We start from the raw sequence: 15824 nt of genomic DNA on the forward strand, positions 1-15824 counted from the left end.
CACCATCCATAAGGAGAAAACCATGTCCGCAGAACCCCACAACGTCAGCCGTCGGGCCTTTGGTCTCGGCGTGCTCGGCCTGTCAGCCGTGCCGATCCTGGCGGCCTGCAATAACGGAGCGCAAGCCGGCGCCGGCGGTGCCAGCGGCGGCAACGGGGCCGGTTCTGGCGGAACGGCAGCCTTTTCCAACAAGGGGATGAACTACTTCTTCTTCGTCACCCAGAACGAGGCGATCAAGCGGAAGTCCGAAGAGCTGGGGTTCGGCTTTCAGACCACCGACGCGAACCACGATGCCAACCAACAGTTCAATGACTGGAATTCCCTCCTGGTCTCTGCGCCGGCTTTCATGATTGCCGACCCCATCGACTCCGAAGGTCTGACCTCCGTAGTCAAGCAGTCAAAGGACCGTGACATTCCGGTAGGCATTGTGGACACTCCGCTGACTCAAGGCGAGGCCGACTTCACGATTGCCTTCGACAACTACAAGGCCGGTGAGATGGCCGCCGAACGGACCGTTGAACTGCTGACCTCGCGATACGGCGAAGCCCGCGGCAAGGTCTTGAACGCCTATGGCGCGCTGACATCTTCCGCGTGGAGAGCCCGCAAAGAAGGCTTCGAGGCAGTCATCGCCAAGCACGACGGCATCACTTTGCTCTCCCGACCGACTGAGGGCGACGAGTCCAATGCGCGCTCCGTCGCCGGCGCAACGCTGTCCGAGCACGCCGACCTGGACGCCGCGCATGCTCCTAGCGATGCAATTACGCGCGGTATCGTCACCACGCTGCAAGCCGAGAAGCGCACAGGCGATCCCAGCGCGGACGACCACGTTATTTTGACGTCGATCGACGGTGAGCCTCAGTCCCTGGGATGGATCCGTGACGGCATCCTGGACGCCGCAGTTTCCCAAGACCCCGTGGCTTATGGATCAATCTGTGTCGAGATGCTGGTCGAGCATTCCCTCAACGGCGAGCCCGTGCCCACGGGGACCTACGAAAATGCGGATTACTACTGGGACTCGGCCCCTATCGAGCAGACGGAGCAAGGGCCATCTTGCGTCATACCCCCGTACTACATCGATGTCGACAACGTAGACGACCCCCGCCATTGGGCCAACTTTGTCGAGGAAGAATGGGGACTGAAGCAGTGATGCCGGAGGAGACCCCGTTTCTAGAGATTAGAAACCTCAGCAAGAAGTATGGAGCGTTCACCGCCCTAGATTCGGCTAACCTCGTGGTCAAGGCGGGCGCGATCCATGGGTTCCTCGGAAAGAACGGAGCCGGCAAATCCACGCTGGTGAAGATCATCGCAGGATCGGAACCGCCTACGTCGGGGCAAGTGTTGTACAAGGGCACGGACATCACGGACTGGCCGCTGGCGCGCCGCCGAAAGGCCGGCATCAATCTGTTGCCGCAACACGCCGAAATAGTGCCGGAACTCAGCGTTGCAGAAAACCTCGTACTCCCGGACTACCCCACCAACGGCATGCTGCTCAGCAAGAGCAGGATGCGCCGTAAAGCCGAGGAGTTGCTCGCCAAGTACGACTTGCACTTCGACGTTGACGCCCGGGCTGGCGACCTTGATACCCCCGATCAACGTCGACTCACGATTGTGCGGACTCTGGTCGACGACGGTTCATTCGCCATGCTGGACGAACCCACCACGGCTCTCAGCCAGGTGGAACGCGATTCACTGTTCACGTGGATGAGGGCCCTCAACGCCAAAGGTCAGACTTTTGCTTTCATCTCCCACTATTCCAGTGAGATCCGTGCCATTTGCGATACCGTCACGGTTCTCCGGGACGGGCAAGTGGTGGCTGATCACACGGACCCGACGACGATGTCGGCTAACGAGATCTCGGAATTGGTCGTGGGCGGATCCGTCAGTGAGTACGTACGAGAACGGCGCAGCTCCTCTGAGACAAAGGTCCGTGTCGAGGGACTTCGCATCGGCGAAACCGGGCCCGTGGATCTAACTGTGGGTCGGGGCGAAATAGTGGGACTCGTCGGCCTGCCGGGCTCGGGAGCTCAAGAAACCGCCCGCGCTCTCGCCGGTCTGACCAAGCCCGAGGTGACCGCCCTCGAGATCGACGGCAAAGCCGTCAGCACGGGATCAGTTCGTGCAGCCACGGCCGCCGGCATCGAATACCTCACCAATGACCGGCTAGGCGAAGGCATCGTCGGTCCATTCTCAGTCAGCGAGTCCATCGCTACTGGACGTTGGCCGACAAGCCGCGGTTTCATCGACCGGAAAGCCATTCGAGACACCTATGAGGCTTTCCACCAACGCATGCGGTTTCGGGTCGCCGGACCGAACCAACCCATCGAGCAGCTGTCAGGCGGAAACCAGCAAAAGATCCTGCTAAGCCGGATCATGGCTGTCAATCCGGAACTGCTCATTCTCGATGAGCCCACGCTTGGCGTCGACGTCTCCGCCAAGGAAGAGATCCATCGGATCATCAACGAGCTCACTGAGGAAGGAACCTCGGTGATTCTCCTGGCCTACGACATCGACGAAATGGTCCGCGTGGTGGACCGAGTGTTCACCTTCCAAGACGGTCACATCGTCGCCACTTTGACGGGCGATGAGATCACGCCGGACCACATTCTCCGGCAGCTGAACCACCAGTCTTCCGATTCTTCCACTGCTGCTTGACGCAGTTGTCTCTGAAAGGACAAAACGTGGCCAATACAGCCGAACTGCAGGAGTCCGCAGTGCGTTCGGGTCCCACCGAGCCCGCTGCCCCGTCGATACGCAAGCCGAAGACCAATTGGGTGGACTTCGCGTTGGACAACATCGTGTGGATTCTGTTGGTGGTGTTCGTCCTCGTGGGCGCACTCCTGAATCCGTTCTTTCTCTCTGTACCAAACTTCCAGAACATTCTCGTCCAGGCCACCACGCTCGGTTTTCTGGGCGTCGCCATCGCCATGTGCATGTTGCTCGGCGAAATCGATCTTTCCGTCGTCGGAATCCTGGGATTCAGCGGTGCCGTCGGTGCTGTCGCCATGAACAGCGGATTGCCCGGTTTTCTCGGAATCATTCTGGTTGTCGGGGTCGGGGCGCTGATCGGTCTCATCAATGGCATTTGCGTGGCCAAGCTGCGCATGACCTCACTGATCGAAACTCTCGCAATGGGTCTCGTCCTTGGCGGTGGTGTGCTCGCCGTGACCCGTGGGCAGACCATCTCTATCACCGAGCAGACTTTCACGTGGCTGGGTCAAGGTCGCATCGCCACCTGGCCTGTGATGCCCGTTGCCCTGATCCTGCTCTTCATCGCCATTTCGGTCTTTCTGTACCGGACCCCTTGGGGACGCAAAATCTATGCGGCAGGAGGTAATCGCCGCGCGGCCTACGCTGCGGGAATCAACACCAAAAACCTGGTCATCGTGACGTTCACGTTCTCTGGCTTTTTGGCCGGCGTCGCGGGCTGGCTGACCACGGCATATCTGGGTGGCGTGAATCCCACGCTCGGTTCCTCCGACATGTTGCTCTACGCCATTGCAGCACCAGTGATCGGGGGCGTCTCGCTCACCGGCGGGCGCGGGGCAACCATCGGCATCCTCGGTGGCGTGCTTCTGCTCACCATCGTCCAGGTCGGCTTGCAAGTCATCAACATCGACGCCTACTACGTCGGCGTTGTCGGCGGAGCCATGATCTTCCTCGCCGTCATTGTTGACGCCGTCCGTGTCCGTCGCCGGCAAGCAGCGGAATAACCGAAGAACGGAGAATCACGATGGCATCCAGCCAGGCAACGCCCGAGTCTCGCACCGTGGCCGTCACCGGAGCTCAGGGAGGAATCGGTCAGGCGGTCTGCGCTCTACTCGAGGAACACGGTCACCGCGTCTTCCGACTCGACCTCGGTGCCTCAGGAACGGACGCGATGCACGTCGACGTCACAGATATCGATTCAGTTGAACACGCCTTCGCGTCCATGGTGGATGCTGTGGGCACGATTCACGGGGTCGTGGCAGGGGCGGGCATCGTCGAAGACGACGTAGCCGCCGAATCCATGACATCGGCAGAGTTCAGTCGGATCCTCAATGTCAATCTCCTGGGCGTCTTCCACACCCTGACGGTTGCGGGACGCCAAATGCTTCGACAAGGACACGGCTCGATGGTGGCCATTAGCTCGATGAGCGGAAATCATACGGTCAACCGACCCCAGAATCAGTGTGCATACAACGCCTCCAAGGCCGGAGTCTCCGCCCTAGTTCGGTCGCTGGCCGCCGAATGGGGTGGCCGCGGTGTGCGCGTCAATGCCATTGCCCCGGGATATGTGTCCACTCCCCTCTTGGATAAGAAACAGCACCAAGTGGGTGCCTGGACCGAACATATACCTGCTGGGCGGCTGGCACGGCCCGCAGAGGTGGCCGAGGCCGTGAACTTCCTGCTCTCGGAGAAGTCGTCATACTTCGTCGGCTCGGAACTGCTGATGGACGGTGGATACACCCTTGTCTGAATCTTCAGTCATGGCCTCGGTGATGACCGGGCTGAATCAGCTCGAAGTCCAACGTATTCCGCATCCCGTGCCTGGTCCGAACCAGGTGGTCGTGGAAATTCGCAGCGTGGGCATCTGCGGGTCGGACGCCGCCTACCTGCACCATGGGCGCATCGGTTCCTGGGCGGTCGAGACACCATTCATCCTGGGGCACGAGACCTCCGGAGTAGTGGTGGCCGTGGGAAGTCAGGCTCCAGAGTCCTTACTGCACCAACGGGTGGCTGTCGAGCCGGGCAGCCCCTGTTACCACTGCCGGCAATGCCGGTTGGGCCGGTATCACCTGTGTCCCGATTTGGCGTTCCTCGCTACGCCTCCCCATGACGGTTGCTTGGCGGAGCGAATCGCCATCCACGCGGACTGCGTGTTTCCCATCCCGAATTCGATGTCCTTCGATCAAGCGGCCATGGTGGAGCCGACATCGGTTGGTCTCTGGGCGTGCCGCCGGGCCGGAGTAGAGCCCGGAGATCGAGTGCACGTGATAGGCGCTGGACCGGTGGGGATCCTCGCCGGTCTCGTCGCCCGAACCCTCGGGGCCGGCGAGGTCACGATCAACGACGTCTCGGAACATCGAAAGCAGGCCGCAGCCGGCGTCGGTCTTGAGGTGACCGATGAGGTCTCTGATATTGATGTCCTGCTCGAATGCAGTGGAAGCGAGAAGGCGCTGGTCTCTGCTCTGGGGCGTATGGCGCCTGGGAGTCGAGTCGCCCTGGTCGGCATGTCTCACCAGGACACCGTCGGACTGCCCTTGCCTTCGCTGTTTCCCCTAGAGATTTCTTTCGCCACCGTCAGCAGATATGCCCACACATGGCCCACGGTCATTCAGTACATCTCATCCAGAAGGATCCGGGTGGACGAGTTGATCACCCATCATTTCTCGCTGGCAGAAACCAAGCGGGCCTTCGAAGTCCAGTCGAACGAGCCCAGCGCCGTCAAGGTCATGATCCATCCGACCGCCGATGACTGACGGATTTCCACCACAGGCGTTCCCCCTCCCCCGCATTTCCTCATCACTATTCGAAGCCCCAGAGAAGGAGTCAAGGCCTTGATCAATGGCAGCTCGCTGATTGCAGGACAAGAAATCAATAACGACGACGGCGTCCTCCAGGCCGTGAATCCCGCCACAGGCGAACGGCTCGAACCGCAGTACTCATATATCTCGAAGGACGAACTCAATACCGCGGCGACGGCTGCGGCACGTGCGTTCCGCAGTTTCCGCGCCTCGAGCCCTGAAGCTCGAGCCGGATTCCTGGAGTCCGTTGCCTCGAACCTCGAGTCGCAATCAGAACCCGTGGTCGAACGCGGGCAGTTGGAAACTGGATTACCCGAAGCTCGGCTTCGCGGTGAACTCGCCCGAACCACCGGCCAACTGAGAATGTTCGCAGGCCTCGTGCGCAGTGGTATTCATCATGGCGCGCGCATTGACCCAGCATTGCCGCACCGCTCTCCAGCGCCGCGGGTCGACTTGCGCCAACGCCGCATTCCGCTCGGTCCAGTGGCCGTGTTCGGTGCCAGCAATTTCCCCTTGGCATTCTCGGTGGCGGGCGGAGACACCGCCTCAGCTCTGGCTGCTGGCTGCCCCGTGATCGTCAAAGCCCACAACTCTCACCCGGGATTGTCCGAGTTGGTCGGCAGAGCGATCACCGCGGCGGTATCCGAGCACCATCTCGATCCAGGTGTATTCTCGCTTGTCTATGGTCGCGGTTCAGACATCGGCCAGGCACTCGTGGCTCATCCGGCCATCAAGGCCGTAGGTTTCACGGGTTCCCGTTCAGGAGGGACCGCCCTCATGAATGTGGCCCATGCGCGGCCGGAGCCGATTCCGGTGTATGCGGAGATGAGCGCGATCAACCCGGTCTTGGTTTTCGACGGGGCTCTCCAGTCTGACCTCGGCCAGATGGCGACCGGGTTCATCGACTCGCTGACCGCGTCCTCCGGGCAACTCTGCACGGCCCCCGGGTTGGTTTTCGTGCCTGCAGGCGAGCTTGGGGACCAGTTCGTGGCGAACGTGGGAGACGAGCTCTCCGCGAGGAATGGCCAAACCATGCTCAGCAGCTCCATCGCACAGTCCTGGACTGAGGGTGTCGAAGAACTCCGGCGACAGGACGGCGTCGTGATCATCGGCACCGGCCAACCCGGTCAGTCGGCGAACGCGCCAGGACCAGTCGTCTTCTCCACGACCGCGGAAGTCTTCTGCTCGAACAAGGCGTGCCACGCAGAGATATTTGGCGCCGCGGCCCTGATAGTGCGGTACGCGCATGCTGATGACCTCCACCAATCGCTGGACATCATCGAGGGCCAACTCACCGCCACTCTGCGCATGACCGAGTCGGATCATGTCGCCGTGTCCGCCGTGCTGCCGGTTCTGGAGGAGAAAGTAGGTCGGATCATCGTGAACGGATGGCCCACGGGGGTCGAAGTGGGGCACGCCGTGATCCACGGCGGGCCCTACCCGGCGACCTCGGACTCCCGTTCAACCTCAGTCGGGTCAGCCGCGATCGATCGTTTCCTTCGGCCAGTGTCCTATCAGGACTTCCCCGAGGAGTTGCTGCCTGAGCCGACTCAAGATGCGAACCCTTGGAACGTGCAGGGACGTTTGAAGGACGGTCTTCCGGAAGCTCGCTGATCCCTCCCCTGGTACCGGCCCTTATCGGAATGGGTGGTTGAGGGCGTGGTTCCTTGGTGGCAAGCCGAACTGACACCAGCAGTCATTGTTGCAACTCGTTCGCATTTGCATTTAGAGTGACGGCATGAATTCATCACTCTCGCCCGACATGCCCCCTGCCCGATCGACCCCGGACTCTTCGGCAACCGGTGTCAGCACTGGCTCCGGCGCCGCACCCCAGCTGCTTCAGCCCCGGCGTCGTTCCTGGCGCCACCTCGGGTCCGTGGCATCTCTGGCCACGCTCGCCCTGGTGATCTCCGCCTGCGCTCCGGGCGCCGGCTCCGGTGCGGACGGTGAATCGGCCTCTGATTCGGCCAGCGCGTCGTCCAGTTCGGACGGCACGGAGGGATCGGATGAGGCGGTCAATGCGGACCAGCTCGAGTCGCGGACGGAGGTCGCCTCGGTTGCTCCCCGCGTGGTCATCAGTCACGAGGGTGGCCTGGTCACCCTGGATGCCGAGTCGGGCGAGGTGGTCCACGAGGAGGAACTGCCGGGCTTCCTGCGGCTCAACAACGCCGGAGACGGTCAGCACGTCATGGTCACCAACGGGAACGAGTTCCAGGTCTACAACTCCGGGATCGACGCTCAGGGTCACGGTGATCATTTCCACTACTACGAATCCGACCCCGGGCTCAGTGGCATCACCTTCGACGCCCCTCACGCGGGGCACGCCGTGGTCCACAACGGCCTGACGACCCTGTTCGCTGACGGAGACGGCTCGATCCAGACCTTCACCTCCGAGCACTTGAAGGACGGTCAGCCCCGGACCGAGGACTCCGCCACCGATGACGCCCACCACGGTGTTGCACTGAAACTGATGGATGACACTCTGCTCACGACCCAAGGCACCGAAGAGTCCCGGGACACGGTGCAGGTCAAGGACGGTGACGAGGTCGTCGCCGAAACCTCCGACTGCACGGGTGTGCACGGCGAGGCCGCGGCCGCCCCGAACGAGAACGGCGATGTGGTGGTCCTGGGCTGCGAGGACGGCCCCGTGGTCTACCGCGATGGGGAGTTCCACAAGGTCCCCGCCGAGCACGAGTTCCAGCGCACCGGCAACCTGGCCGGTTCCGAGGAGTCGCCCATCGTTCTCGGTGACCTGAAGGTGGACGCCGACGCCGAGCTGGAGCGTCCCACCGAGGTGGCCCTCATCGATTCGCTGAACGACTCGCTGACCACCGTGGATCTCGGCTCGTCGTACTGGTTCCGCTCCCTGGCTCGCGGCCCGGAGGGCGAGGCCCTCGTGCTGACCTACGACGGCGAGCTCAACGTCATCGACGAGGAAACCGGGGAGATCACCGCCGAGATTCCGGCCATCGAGCCGTGGGAGGAGAAGGACGAGTGGCAGCAGCCCGGTCCCATCCTCAAAGCCGCCGACAACATGGCCTACGTGACCGACGCGGAGAACCAGAAGCTCGTCACCATCGATCTGGAAGCCGGTGAGGTCGTCGACGAGATCGACCTGTCGGTCACGCCGGTCGAGATGGCCGTCGCCACCGGTTACCCCGAGGCCCCTGAGCACGAAGCCGGCCACGAGGAAGAACACCACGACGACGAGGCTCACGACGAAGAGGGCCACGAAGGCCACGACCACTAAGGACTGAGAGCACTCTGCGGGCAGAACGAACCGGTTCGTTTTGCCCGCACAGTGCTGCCTGGGGCTACTTGGGGCTAGTGGCTGGCGGGCATGTCGGGTGGAGGCAATTGGTGTGAACCCGTCTGGGGCACACCGAGGACTTCGCCGCCCGCTCCCCCGGCCGCGCCGCCGTCGTGGGACAACACCCACATGGTCTCCCACACGGCACGGGCCGTGACCGGTGCGATCCGGACCATCAGCTGTCCCGCCTTTTCGGAGGCTTCAGCGTCAGCACCAAAAACGTAGTTGCCAATGCCCTGAGCGTTGATGAAGGCCAGATTCACGCCGAGCCGTGAGGACGTCACCTCCCAGACGAACCACGGCTCGCGCCACAGGTCGGCCAGTCGAGTGGCCATTCCGGGCGGCGGCGGCTTCAGCGAGTCAGCCACGCGAACGGTGAACTCGTCTTCGCTCACCAACACCTCACCGGTCAGCACGGAGGCGGCCGTGCGAACGCCAGCCCACGCGCAGGCTTGGGAGGGCAGCGCCTCGCGCTCGGCGAGCGCCACGGTATAGCGGGACTGGTGGTCGTTCACGACGCCGGCCATCACGTCCGCACCCGAGGCACCAGAGACGGTGGAGACCTGGTCTCCGAACAGCCACGACTGCATGAGAGTGCGCTCGTGACCACACTGCCCACGCAGGGCCAGCACGTCCTCGGCATTGGCCACTGGCTCCATGAAGCCTTCGCCTGCGGTGTCCAGAACGCCGTCGAGGGTCAGAAAGCCTTCGCGGACGAGGCGGCCGATCGAACTGCGATGGCGGAACGAGGCGTAGCGTCCCAGCGGGCCGAGGTGGTGAATCGACTGCAGAACTTCGAGGTCGTTGCTGCGCAGGTGCCCGGGGTCTTCAGGGGTGGCGGACTGGCGCCGATCCTCGCCGCCGACATGCCGTTGCAGGCTGTCGACATCGAGGATGGGCCGGCGGGACCGGCCCTGCCGGTCGGCCATGGACATCAGGCGACGGCCCGGAGCGGCTCAGCCGGAGCCTCGTCCCGGAAACGAGCACTGGCCACCGCAGCATCGAAGATAGCGGTGAAGCGTTCATAGTCCCCGATGAGGCAACTGGCGGTGATCTCCAGGGTCGCGGGCCCCTCGGACATGGCCTCCTGAACAAGCCAGCGGCGGGTGAACACGTTGTTCTGTCCGGTCCACCGGGTCAGATCCATGCGCCGGGCTGGGTAGCCGCCAACGGTACAGGTGACGTCCTCGACGACGAAGAGCCGGGCCAATCCTTCGAGGCCCAGCGGTTCTCCCGCATACGTGGTGGCCACGATGTTCGGGGCGAGTTCGGGATCGGGAAGCGCTCCGCCGGGCTCCAGCTCGCTGGTCCAGTAGTCGTCGGCAGTGTCCTGAACGGGGCCCGCGGCGACGAGGTGGAAGCCGTCCACAGGGAACCGGACCCAGTCCTCCGGCAAGTCGATGGCCAGTGTCCGCATGCTGTCTCCTCCCTCGCCGCCCGGTGCCGCGAGCGCTGCACGGAATGGTGAATTTCTCGTGAACTACGCTACGGAACCTTCGACTGAGCCGCTATGGGGAGAACTACCCATCCGTGCACGTCGCGTCGATCCCACACCGCGCCCCCGTTGCGTCTAGTGGTCAAAAGCGCCCCAACACGCCCGGGAATTCGGGGCATACTGGGGCGCTTTTGACCTCCAGTTGCGCGCCGAATGCACGGAGCGGCAGGAGGAGCAGAGGGAGGAGACTACTTGGTGTCGAACTGGGGATGGGGTCCCATGATGAATCCAGTGCTGGAGACATCGATCTGGGGGCCACTGGGCAAGTCTTTCGTCAACAGATATTGCCCGACCCGGTCCATGGACGCATCGCCGACCAGGGTGTGCTGTGCGGCGACAGTCATGTCGCGGAAGATCCGCTCAATCCGAGTGCCGCGGAAGATCCCCGGCGAACCGGTCTGTTGGTAGATGTAGTGCAAAGCCTCGTTGGCCCGCTGGACACAGTGGACATTGACCTGATGAATGCGGACCCGGTGCACATACTCCACGGGTCCATGGTCTTTGGCGTTCTCGTAGGCGTCGTGGGCCACCTCCATGAGATAGGCGGTCAGCGAGCGGATGACGGCATCGGTCTTGCCTGCGGCATGCTGGTGGATCTGTTCGTTTCCGAGCCGGGCCTGACGTAGCGAACCGTGCGAAGCGGCCTTGTGGACTTGCGCGACGAACTCCTCCAGGGCCGACTGCAACAGGCCGATCGCATGGGCTGAGTGCGCCAGAACGTTGAACGGGGCGCGGTAGAGAGGACGGTCGTAGGCGCGGTAGTGCACGCCGAGCTCGTTGACCATCTCGGTGGGAACGAACACGTCCTTGACCTCGATGTGGCCACTGCCGGTTCCTCGCAACCCCAAGGCGTCCCAGTCGTCGTGGACGATGACGTCCTCACGCGGGAAGTATCCAGTGATGTACCACGGGTTCCCGTCGACCGGGTGAAAGACCTGATTGTCGTTCTCGTCGTAGAGCATCGATCGCCCATAAAGGTACGTCGCCTCCGGCGAGCCACTGGAGAAGGGCCACTTGCCCGTAATCCGGTAACCACCGTCCACACGATAGGCCTTACCAGCCGCCCGGCCGAGGTTGCCCGCAGTGATCCACCGATTCTGCGCCAGGATCGGTTTCATCACCTCGGGTTCGCACCACGTGCCGCCAGCATGCAGCATGCCGAGCCAGCCCACGGATCCGTTGATTCGGGAGAGCTCGATGATGGCCTTCAGCCAGTCAGCGGGGTGGACTTCCAGACCGCCGAGCTCCCGCGGCAGGAAGGAACGGAAGAGGCCGCCGTCGTAGAGCTGGTGAATGAGCTCGATCGGCGTACGGCCTTCGGTTTCTATCCGCCCCTCCGCCTCCCTGATCTGTGGTTCGAGGGAATGGACCAGCCCGACCAGGTCGACCTCGGATCGATCGCCGCTGATGGTCTCCTCAGACAGTGATGTCGCACTCATGCGCCCGCCTCTCAGTACACTTATTGTTCCCCTTGTACCTTTATGGTGCCCTGAGTGTATCTATACTGTCCACGTGGAACAAGAGCGAGCAGACAGCCCGGCAGCCGGGGACACGTCGAGCACCGTGGACAAGGCCGTTCGAGTACTTGAGGCGTTGGCTCATGAGCCGGATGGAGTCTCGCTGGGTGAGCTCGTACATCTGTTGAACACCCATCGCGCGCCGCTGTACCGCATTCTCCGATCGCTGGAAGCGGCGCACTACCTCCGACGTCGGCCCACGGACCGCAAATACGAACTGGCCTTCGGGATCAAACGCATCGCCCAAGCGGTCCCCGACCGGTTCCGCGAGGCCTTCGAGCCGCGCATGCGAGAGGTGTGCCGTGCGGCATCGGTCACGGGGATGCTGAACGTCATGGAAGGCGCGCACCTCGTGCTGCATCACACCGAATCTCCACCCGAGGCAGGGATTCGCTTGGTGGCTGACGTCGGCTACGTCTTCGATCTGACGTCCTCGGCCGCCCCGGTGGTAGCGGCCCTGTCCAGACTCCCGCCCTCGCCGAGTGACTCTGAGGCCGTGATCCAGTGCCGCAAGGACGGCTTCGCCTACTCCAGCGGCAGCATCCGCTCGGGAGTCTCCGGCATCGCTGTTCCGTTCACCGCCCAGGGTTCGATCGGCTCGGTCTCCTTCGTGCGGGCTGGACAGATGGACGACGACGAACTCGAGGCACTCATCCCCCAGGCCATCGAGGCGATCGCCCAGGTCGAGCAGGCCAGTGAGTCGCAGCGCTGACGAGCTACCGCGAGTTCTGGTGCACTCGGTCAGTCCTGATCGGGTAGGCGAGTGACGACCGGGCCACCGTTGTTCACGATGCCGCAGATGGTCTCTGCCACGGCAGCGTACGTGGTGACCCCGACTTCCAGTTCCGAGCCGGGTTCCGGACCGGCGCCGTGGACCATGGGACCACAGACCAGGCAATGCCCGCGGACCCCTCGCTCGAAGAATTCCTCGTTCAACGCTTGTGTCAGCGCCAACACCGCGCCCTTGGTGGCCACGTAGGTAGCCGCACCGCCGTAGGGATCGAGCACCCCCGTCGTGGAGATCGTGATGAAGCGTCCGATGGAGCTCTCCTGGCCGGCCGAAGTACCGGTCGTGGCGTCCGGAGCACCATCACTCAGCGCTGGCAGCCAGTCCCGGAGCAGCCTGGTGACGGAGAAGTAATTCGCGTCAAACATCTCAGCCTCCGCAGCTTGAGCCTCCTCGGTGAACGGCCCCGCGGCGAACCGTCCGCTCAGTGCCACCACTGCATGCACTCGAACTCGCTTCGGACCGTTGGAACCGTCCTGGTCCAGTCGGGACCAGGCCTCGGAGAACGACGTCGGCTCGGTCGCCCGGCCGTCGTCGGGCGTCAGCCAGTGTCCGGTTCCGGACCGGACATCCCAGGCCAGCACCTCCCAGCCACGGGAGGCCAGCAGCGGAACCAACGTCGAGCCCAGTTGGCCGGACGCGCCACCCACGATGACTACCTCACGGACGCCTTCACGCATGAGCAGCACTCGCCTCTCGGTCTGCGATGGTGCTATCCCGCTCGGTGGTAGTGCGCTCGGCGACAGACAGATCCGTCCAGTACTTTCCGGCGTAGAACACCACCGGCGTCCCCTGCTCACTCAGCCCGTGGTCAACCACCCGGCTCAGGCAGATCTCATGGTCACCGGCGTCCATGACCTCTTGGATCTCGCAGTCCATCCAGGCCAGGCACTCGGTCAGTCGACGACGACCACTCGGCAGCGCAGACCACTCGGCCAGGTCGTAACGATCAGGGCGCTTGCGAGCGAAGGCACTGCTCAACTCGATTTGCTCCGAGGTCAGCATGGAGGCACTGAATCCGCCGGCCCGCCGGATCCCTGCCCAGGACTCGCTGGTCTTCCAGGCGCAGAACAGCGCCAGCGGCGGCTCGACAGACACCGGCGCGAAGGAGTTCACCGCCATCGACACGGACTCGCCCGGGCCACTCGCATCGAGCAGGACCACTCCAGCGGCACACCGCCCGACCACTTTCCTGAAGGCAGCGGCCTCCGGGGTGAGTTCCCGGGATTTCATCGCATTGCTCACGGTTCATACACCTTTCTCGCTAGGACTCACCCTGATCCCCGGAGACGCCACACGGACTCGGAATCTTTTTGGAAGGGTGTTTCGTAACGTAGCTCACATGGTTACTATGTGTCCATTGAGTTCATCTTTAGTACTTTTCCGACCTTCCGTTCCCGGTTCCCGAGCCGCTGGTCATCCATCGCTCAGGACCCGACCCGACCCAGGCGGTACTGACCTATGACCGAAACGACCACCCGTCCGAGAACGGGAACACCACGACGCTCACCCAAGCGCTTCAGCGCGGTGGCCTACGGCGCAGCAGGGATTGTGCTGTTCTTTCTGCTCCTGGACCTCTGCGGCCTCCTCTTCGGCATTCCCGAGAATCAGCTCCCGCGGTCGCTGAGTGTCGGAACGGCGTCCCTCACCGTCGTCACGGACCCTGAGTTCCTGGCTTCGGTATGGGCGACGGTCTCCGCGGCGCTGACCGGACTGGTGTTGGCGACCCTGCTCGCGGTGCCGATCGGTGTGCTGTTCGGCACGAATCGGCGGACCTTCGCAGCGGTCAGCACCCTGATCGAGTTCATGCGCCCGCTGCCCGTCGTGGCGTTGATCCCGCCGGCGTTGCTCATTCTCGGCGCCGGGTCGGAGATGAAGATCGCTCTGGTGATGTACTCGACCTTCTGGATCATCCTGTTCAACACCATCTACGCCGTGCGAGGCGTGGAACCACTGCAAAAGGACGCCGCGCGAGTCTTCGGCGTCAAGCCGCTGGGGACACTCGTACGCGTGGTGCTGCCCTCGGCCGCTCCGTTCATCTACACCGGCATTCAGATCGCGGCGACGGCGGCTCTGCTGGTCACCATCGGGACCGAAATGCTGGCCGGTGGCAGCGGCGGAATCGGCGAGTGGCTGATGACCTACCTCAACGCCATCACCCGCCGTGAGTTCGTCTATGCCGGGGCTTATATCTCCGGCGTCATCGGGCTGCTACTGACCTTGGCGTTGATCTTCGGCGGTCGGTTGCTCTTCCCCTGGAACAAAGCGGCAGGAGGTCGCACCTCATGACCACGTTGACATCCACCCCACCGCACGGCGGGCCCAGCTCTCCCCAGTCTTCGGAGTCTTCACAGAGGGCCGTCCCCCGGAAGCCACATAGACGGCGGGACCGGGGCACGTCCGAGGGGCCGGGAAGGGGGCGCACCCATAGTTTCGCCGCCGACCTCCTGCTCAAGGTCGGAGTCCTCGTGGCCGCCGGGCTGATCTGGGAACTCTATGCCCGCCTATTCCCTTCCCTGTTCATTCCCCCGCTATCCGAGGTCATTGAGCACGCGGCGTCGAGTTGGACCAACCTGGATCCTCAAGCGACGTTCGGCACCAATGTGCTGACCATGGTCTCCGCGAGTCTGGGACGGCTCCTTCCGGCCATGGGCATCGCCATCGCCATCGGCCTCGTGCTCGGCGTGGCCATTGCCCGCATACGGATCCTGGATCACCTCCTGACCCCCGTCGTCCACTTCGTCCGTGCGATCCCGTCCACTGCCAAGGTCCCCATCTTCATCGCCCTGCTGGGCATCGGCGATGTCATGAAGATCAGCGTGATCGTGGTGGCCGCCGTCTTCCCATTCATGCTCAACGTCATCCATGGGGTCAAGGACATTCATGACACCACCGTCGATGTCTGCCGCGTGTATCGGATCAATCGGATGGACTTCTTCTTCCGGGTCATGTTGCCCGGCGCGCTGCCGCAGATCTTCTCTGGTCTGCGACTGATGACCATGATCGCGCTGATCGTCATGGTCCTCACCGAGATGATCGGTGCCAGCGATGGCGTGGGCTACTACGTGCTCTATGCCGAACGACGCTTCCTCGTGCTGGACATGTGGGCCGGGGTGCTTCTACTCGGGGCCATCGGCTATCTGCTCTCCGTCATCTTGAACCTCCTAGAACGTCCACTTCTCCGCTGGCACACCGCCCAGAACAGTTAGGA

The 15824-nt window shown here is 63.0% G+C and carries 15 protein-coding genes; 10 read left to right on the top strand and 5 right to left on the bottom strand.

Annotated elements, in window-relative coordinates:
- The first annotated feature begins 22 nt into the window (after positions 1–22).
- The 7 genes from ACFQQD_RS01265 to ACFQQD_RS01295 all read left to right on the top strand — a co-directional run bounded on the left by ACFQQD_RS01265 (position 23) and on the right by ACFQQD_RS01295 (position 8754).
- Entirely contained in the window at positions 23–1147 is a 1125-nt protein-coding gene (locus ACFQQD_RS01265; RefSeq protein WP_378085388.1) for a sugar ABC transporter substrate-binding protein, read from the top strand.
- Positions 1129–2652 (top strand): sugar ABC transporter ATP-binding protein, encoded by a 1524-nt coding sequence (locus tag ACFQQD_RS01270; RefSeq protein WP_378085390.1) that lies wholly within the window; start codon positions 1129–1131, stop codon positions 2650–2652. The genes ACFQQD_RS01265 and ACFQQD_RS01270 overlap by 19 nt, the downstream gene beginning before the upstream one ends.
- A 26-nt stretch (positions 2653–2678) precedes the next feature.
- Positions 2679–3710, top strand: coding sequence for an ABC transporter permease (locus tag ACFQQD_RS01275; protein WP_378085392.1), 1032 nt, complete (start codon positions 2679–2681; stop codon positions 3708–3710).
- Between the two features lie 20 nt (positions 3711–3730).
- Positions 3731–4456 carry an SDR family oxidoreductase gene (locus ACFQQD_RS01280; RefSeq protein WP_378085394.1) on the top strand — a complete coding sequence of 242 codons (726 nt, stop codon included), beginning with the start codon at positions 3731–3733 and terminating at the stop codon, positions 4454–4456.
- The gene (locus tag ACFQQD_RS01285; protein WP_378085396.1) at positions 4449–5459 is read left to right on the top strand and encodes an NAD(P)-dependent alcohol dehydrogenase; all 1011 of its coding nucleotides are present in this window, start codon (positions 4449–4451) and stop codon (positions 5457–5459) included. Before ACFQQD_RS01280 ends, ACFQQD_RS01285 begins: the two co-directional genes overlap by 8 nt.
- Before the next feature lie 78 nt (positions 5460–5537).
- A complete protein-coding gene (locus ACFQQD_RS01290) occupies positions 5538–7118 on the top strand; it encodes an aldehyde dehydrogenase (NADP(+)) (protein WP_378085398.1) in 1581 nt (526 codons plus the stop codon).
- A gap of 124 nt (positions 7119–7242) precedes the next feature.
- Entirely contained in the window at positions 7243–8754 is a 1512-nt protein-coding gene (locus ACFQQD_RS01295) for a hypothetical protein (RefSeq protein ID WP_378085400.1), read from the top strand.
- Between the two features lie 74 nt (positions 8755–8828).
- Here ACFQQD_RS01295 and ACFQQD_RS01300 read toward each other — a convergent pair whose 3' ends face one another.
- From ACFQQD_RS01300 to ACFQQD_RS01310, 3 genes are all read right to left on the bottom strand, one after another.
- A complete protein-coding gene (locus ACFQQD_RS01300) occupies positions 8829–9743 on the bottom strand; it encodes a hypothetical protein (RefSeq protein WP_378085402.1) in 915 nt (304 codons plus the stop codon).
- Positions 9744–9748: 5 nt separating this feature from the next.
- The gene (locus ACFQQD_RS01305) at positions 9749–10231 is read right to left on the bottom strand and encodes a hypothetical protein (RefSeq protein WP_378085404.1); all 483 of its coding nucleotides are present in this window, start codon (positions 10229–10231) and stop codon (positions 9749–9751) included.
- Between the two features lie 266 nt (positions 10232–10497).
- Positions 10498–11748 (bottom strand): acyl-CoA dehydrogenase family protein, encoded by a 1251-nt coding sequence (locus ACFQQD_RS01310; protein ID WP_378085406.1) that lies wholly within the window; start codon positions 11746–11748, stop codon positions 10498–10500.
- 73 nt (positions 11749–11821) lie between these two features.
- Here ACFQQD_RS01310 and ACFQQD_RS01315 point away from each other — a divergent pair, with 73 nt between their 5' ends.
- Entirely contained in the window at positions 11822–12538 is a 717-nt protein-coding gene (locus ACFQQD_RS01315; RefSeq protein WP_378085407.1) for an IclR family transcriptional regulator, read from the top strand.
- A 29-nt stretch (positions 12539–12567) separates the two neighbouring features.
- Here the strand turns inward: ACFQQD_RS01315 and ACFQQD_RS01320 are convergent, their stop codons facing one another.
- Entirely contained in the window at positions 12568–13293 is a 726-nt protein-coding gene (locus tag ACFQQD_RS01320) for an SDR family NAD(P)-dependent oxidoreductase (RefSeq protein ID WP_378085409.1), read from the bottom strand.
- Positions 13286–13858: a flavin reductase family protein gene (locus tag ACFQQD_RS01325; protein ID WP_378085411.1), complete on the bottom strand. Its 573-nt coding sequence runs from the start codon at positions 13856–13858 to the stop codon at positions 13286–13288. The genes ACFQQD_RS01320 and ACFQQD_RS01325 overlap by 8 nt, the downstream gene beginning before the upstream one ends.
- Positions 13859–14074: 216 nt before the next feature.
- Between ACFQQD_RS01325 and ACFQQD_RS01330 the strand changes: the two genes are divergently transcribed.
- Positions 14075–14902, top strand: coding sequence for an ABC transporter permease (locus tag ACFQQD_RS01330; protein WP_378085413.1), 828 nt, complete (start codon positions 14075–14077; stop codon positions 14900–14902).
- 179 nt (positions 14903–15081) lie between these two features.
- Positions 15082–15822, top strand: a complete 741-nt coding sequence (locus ACFQQD_RS01335; RefSeq protein WP_378085415.1) for an ABC transporter permease — start codon at positions 15082–15084, stop codon at positions 15820–15822.
- Positions 15823–15824: the final 2 nt, after the last annotated feature.

The organism is Citricoccus sp. GCM10030269 (genome assembly GCF_042665635.1).
Taxonomy (GTDB): Bacteria; Actinomycetota; Actinomycetes; order Actinomycetales; family Micrococcaceae; genus Citricoccus.

Coding starts and splice junctions, on each gene's coding strand:
- ACFQQD_RS01295 (WP_378085400.1), top strand. CDS start 7,243: ATGAATTCATCACTCTCGCCCGACATGCCCCCTGCCCGATCGACCCCG.
- ACFQQD_RS01310 (WP_378085406.1), bottom strand. CDS start 11,748: ATGAGTGCGACATCACTGTCTGAGGAGACCATCAGCGGCGATCGATCC.
- ACFQQD_RS01270 (WP_378085390.1), top strand. CDS start 1,129: ATGGGGACTGAAGCAGTGATGCCGGAGGAGACCCCGTTTCTAGAGATT.
- ACFQQD_RS01305 (WP_378085404.1), bottom strand. CDS start 10,231: ATGCGGACACTGGCCATCGACTTGCCGGAGGACTGGGTCCGGTTCCCT.
- ACFQQD_RS01280 (WP_378085394.1), top strand. CDS start 3,731: ATGGCATCCAGCCAGGCAACGCCCGAGTCTCGCACCGTGGCCGTCACC.
- ACFQQD_RS01265 (WP_378085388.1), top strand. CDS start 23: ATGTCCGCAGAACCCCACAACGTCAGCCGTCGGGCCTTTGGTCTCGGC.
- ACFQQD_RS01300 (WP_378085402.1), bottom strand. CDS start 9,743: ATGGCCGACCGGCAGGGCCGGTCCCGCCGGCCCATCCTCGATGTCGAC.
- ACFQQD_RS01330 (WP_378085413.1), top strand. CDS start 14,075: ATGACCGAAACGACCACCCGTCCGAGAACGGGAACACCACGACGCTCA.
- ACFQQD_RS01320 (WP_378085409.1), bottom strand. CDS start 13,293: ATGCGTGAAGGCGTCCGTGAGGTAGTCATCGTGGGTGGCGCGTCCGGC.